Annotated in this window: 3 protein-coding genes and 2 pseudogenes; 1 reads left to right on the top strand and 4 read right to left on the bottom strand. The window is 59.5% G+C overall.

Features of this window, described 5'->3' with window-relative positions:
• Positions 1 to 291 precede the first annotated feature (291 nt).
• Positions 292 to 759 (top strand): annotated as a pseudogene (locus ACPUER_RS36035) (IS66 family transposase); the annotation flags it as partial.
• Positions 760 to 870: 111 nt separating this feature from the next.
• On the opposite strand, the gene ACPUER_RS36030 reads toward ACPUER_RS36035, so the two are convergent.
• The 4 genes and pseudogenes from ACPUER_RS36030 to ACPUER_RS36015 form a co-directional block, all read right to left on the bottom strand.
• Complete coding sequence (locus ACPUER_RS36030) at positions 871 to 1,317, bottom strand: hypothetical protein (protein ID WP_425133488.1); 447 nt, start codon at positions 1,315 to 1,317, stop codon at positions 871 to 873.
• A 174-nt stretch (positions 1,318 to 1,491) separates the two neighbouring features.
• Complete coding sequence (locus tag ACPUER_RS36025) at positions 1,492 to 1,881, bottom strand: hypothetical protein (RefSeq protein ID WP_425133487.1); 390 nt, start codon at positions 1,879 to 1,881, stop codon at positions 1,492 to 1,494.
• Positions 1,882 to 1,914: 33 nt separating this feature from the next.
• Positions 1,915 to 3,123 (bottom strand): transposase, encoded by a 1,209-nt coding sequence (locus ACPUER_RS36020; protein ID WP_425133489.1) that lies wholly within the window; start codon positions 3,121 to 3,123, stop codon positions 1,915 to 1,917.
• Positions 3,118 to 3,423 (bottom strand): annotated as a pseudogene (locus ACPUER_RS36015) (transposase); the annotation flags it as partial. The gene ACPUER_RS36020 and the pseudogene ACPUER_RS36015, both read right to left, overlap by 6 nt.
• Positions 3,424 to 3,660: the final 237 nt, after the last annotated feature.

The following is a 3,660-nucleotide window of genomic DNA, read 5'->3' as shown; positions in this document are numbered from 1 at the left end:
CATGTACACCTGTCCATCAAAAATTCTAATGGACACGATGCTCCTTGCTTTCGATGGCCGCCTTCAAGATGACTTCGCCGGGGGCTTACGGTGTTCACAATGTCCGGCAGCCCGTAACGGGTGAACGCTTCTTCCAGTGCCTCGACAGCGTGTACGGCTTCCAGCGTGATGGCGACCCGGTGCGAGAGTACCTTGCGACTCGCCCCAGTCCACCACCGCCGTCAGATACACGAATGGCCCTTTCTACTCGACCTCACGCTACCGCGCAACTACCCCTGCCGAACAAAGCCTATCCGAGGCAAGCCACCCGACGAACGCGGACGTGTGCGCCAAGCACAATCTGTACCGCTACTCGACGGCATGAGACGCTGGTTCGAAGCGACGCTCGCCACACTCTCAGCGAAATCTGACACGACCAAGGCGATTCGGTACGCGCTGAATCGCTGGCCGGCGCTCACCTACTACTGCAGCGATGGGCGTGCGGAGATCGACAACCTGATCGCCGAGCGAGCACTGCGCGGTGTCGCCCTCGGAAGACGGAATTACATGTTCGCCGGCGCCGACTCCGGTGGTGAACACGCTGCCGCGATGTATAGCCTGATCGGCACCGCGCGCCTGAACGGCCTCGATCCCGAGCCGTATATCTCCTACGTGCTTGAGCGCATCGCTGACCATCAGATCAACCGCATCGACGAACTGCTGCACTGGAACGTGGCGTCGTCGCTGCCGTCTACTGCTCACGTCGAGCCCATCCGATAGCATCGCGCTCCCGTCGTCAACGACCTGCGCTACTGTGCTGGTCGAGTGCTTACGACTTAATCAGCATTGCCTTAACCTCCGAAGTGCATCAACACCGTGGCAGTGCCGTCTTTACCACTCCTCGAACTCCTTGGGGCTGCCATTCGACATGCAAACATCCTGCATCCATTTTGTCATCTGAAAATGGAAGTTGCTGGTTCCAATCAGAGTGGCCTGCAGGGGGGCGTATAGTGGATCATCCGATCTGATCTGGGCAAGAATGTATTGCAGAATGGCAGTTTGATCGCTCAAGGTGACGAAGGCGCTCTCGCCGCTTTTCGGATCAACGAATTCCCGCAGCAGTTTGCTGACGGCGCCGGCATAATCCTTGGAACTATCGCCTGCCGGCAACTGCCTCAGCGCGTCGAGAAATGCCTGTGCAAGCGGATCGTCGTTGAAATCCTGCCGCACCGGCACCCCCGCGGGAACTTGCTCGGTCACGCGTTGCTGCAGTGGTATGGCCGCGCCATCCCCCACGGAAGGGAAGACTTGCGCGGCGGAGGGGAGTATAGGAATCATTCTGGGCTCCTGTCTGAGAGGTCGAAAACCTGTTGTCACGGATCGGCGTAATGGCGCCAGTGGAAGCGGGGGGGCGAACGGTTTCAAGATTGCCGTTTTTGGCAACCGCATTTTTTTGGGGGCTGTCGCGATAGTGGCAATCGGCCAAGGGGATGTTTATTTGAATAGGATTCCTTATGCGACCAATGAATAAGATTGCTCGGCGGGTGTCTGGTTCTTGCGATCGCCCTTCATCTTCCCTTTGGCGATCATGTGCATCAGCTCGATGCCGCCGAGCAGGATGCGGGCGCAGTGAAAATCCTTGAAGCCCATCATCCGCCAGCTTTTCCCGACCGGACGCTTGCGCTGCCGAAACGCCTTTTCCAACACCGGCAGTAGCTTGATGACCCATCGATGTACCGTCGAGTGATCGACCGCCGCACCCCGTTCGGCCATCATCTCCTCGAGGTGGCGCAGACTCAGCGGGTACGCAACATACCAGCGCACGCACTGCAGGATCACCTCGAGCGGGTAATGCAGTCGCTGGAACAATCGTTTCAGGGTCGCTTTCATGCCTTGCTGCATCGCTCACTTCCCCTCAATTCCGATCACCCAAGCTTACCAGACCGCCTTACTGCGACAGAAGCGCCAGCGTGCGGTGGCCGGCAGCGTGCGCAGCACCGGCTCGGCCGCCTCGGGCACGGACGTGAAAGCATCATCCAGCGCAGCGCGGGCCTTGTGCTTCTGCTGGCAAATGAATTTGCGGCTTACGCGGTGCCCATCGGCCAGTGAACTGATGGTGTGCCCGCCCGCCAAAGCCCGTACCGCAAGATGCTTGCGGCCACACCCAGACAACTGCACCGCCGCGCCGGCCGATCGATTCATCCGCGGACCCCAGTGAAAAACGAAGCGCCCATTATCGACCATCGCGACCTCCCTACGTCGCCACGCGTGTAACCCTACGGTAAACCACGCCCGAATTTCCACTTCCCGCTGCTCGCTCAGGGCACGGCTTGGATTCACTGCCCCTCCACTCGGTTTGTCGTACAAACCAGCCGCACCTTCGCGAACATAGCGTTTGCAAATATCTGTACGCGACGGGTTCGTATGGTCTGCGATTTCGTCGTAGTCCCACCCACGCTCGTGCAGCCCGATCACCTGTCGACGCTGTGCTTCACGTGCATCACGAGGAAGCGATCTCATGTCTCGTTTTTCCATGTCCTCAATATAGGTAGCCGGCGTGCCGCGAGGTGCGGCCATCGATCGCGCTGCCGCCTTGATGCGCGTGTCATTGCGCACGACGTGCGGCGTCACCTTGCGCGCACGGCAGTCCCGCACAAAGTCGCGCATGTCGTAGCCCTTGTCGGCGCCGAGCGTCTTGGCATGACGCCCCGGCATGCAATCGAGCAGGCGCAACGCATTGGCGCGTTCGGCGAAGCCGTCGGCATGGCTCACCACGGCACCGACCACCAAGCCCGAACGGTTCTCCATCAGGATGTGACCGTGGTAGCACAGGATGGACGGCATACCTTTGCTCTTCTTGAACAACCGGGCGTCCGGATCCATGCTCGACTCATGCGTATCGTTGCTGCGCCGTTTGCCTTTCCAGTCCGTGTCGGCATTACGTCCGCCGCCGGCCGGCGGATCGTCCGAGCCGTCCTTGGGACGGAAGCTCTTGTGACTGGCCCACGCCTGGATCAGCGTGCCACCGACCGAGAAGTGCTCTCTGGACAGCAACCCTTGCTTGTCCGCCAAGCTCATGACTTCGGTAAAGAACGCCTCGATCACTTCATGCTCAAGCAGCCGGTCGCGGTTCTTCGAGAACACCGAGTGGTCCCAGACGACGTCTTGGATGGCCAAGCCGACGAACTATCGGGACAGCAAATTGTAGCGCATCTGCTCCATCAGCATGCGTTCGCTGCGTACCGAGTAGAACACCTGCAACAACAGCGCACGCAGCAACTTCTCGGGCGCAATCGACGCGCGACCGCTGTCGGCATAGATCGTACCGAACAGTCCATTGAGTCGCTTCAGTGCCTGATTGACCAGCAGCCGCAGCGGCCGCAACGGGTGATCGGCCGGCACGAAGTCTTCCAGCTTCACCGTCGTGAACAGCGGTTCTTGCATCTCGTCCATTCCGCGCATCGCACCCATCCGACCAAGACCATGAACACGTTATCTCTAACGCACCGCCCACAAAGCCCGTTTACACCATTCCCAATTTCAACAGCCTGTTAGGTCCTATTCACATTCTCACCGGCGGCCCAAAGGCGCAGGCAAGCACCGCGAAGGCGAGATAGTTGCCCGCGATTGTCGCAACGAGTGACGACGCGACGAAAATGTTTGATGCGATTGAAGAAACGT

Source organism: Burkholderia sp. DN3021 (genome assembly GCF_049805555.1).
Lineage (GTDB): Bacteria > Pseudomonadota > Gammaproteobacteria > Burkholderiales > Burkholderiaceae > Burkholderia > Burkholderia pyrrocinia_C.
This window is presented reverse-complemented; position numbering and strand designations above follow the sequence as displayed.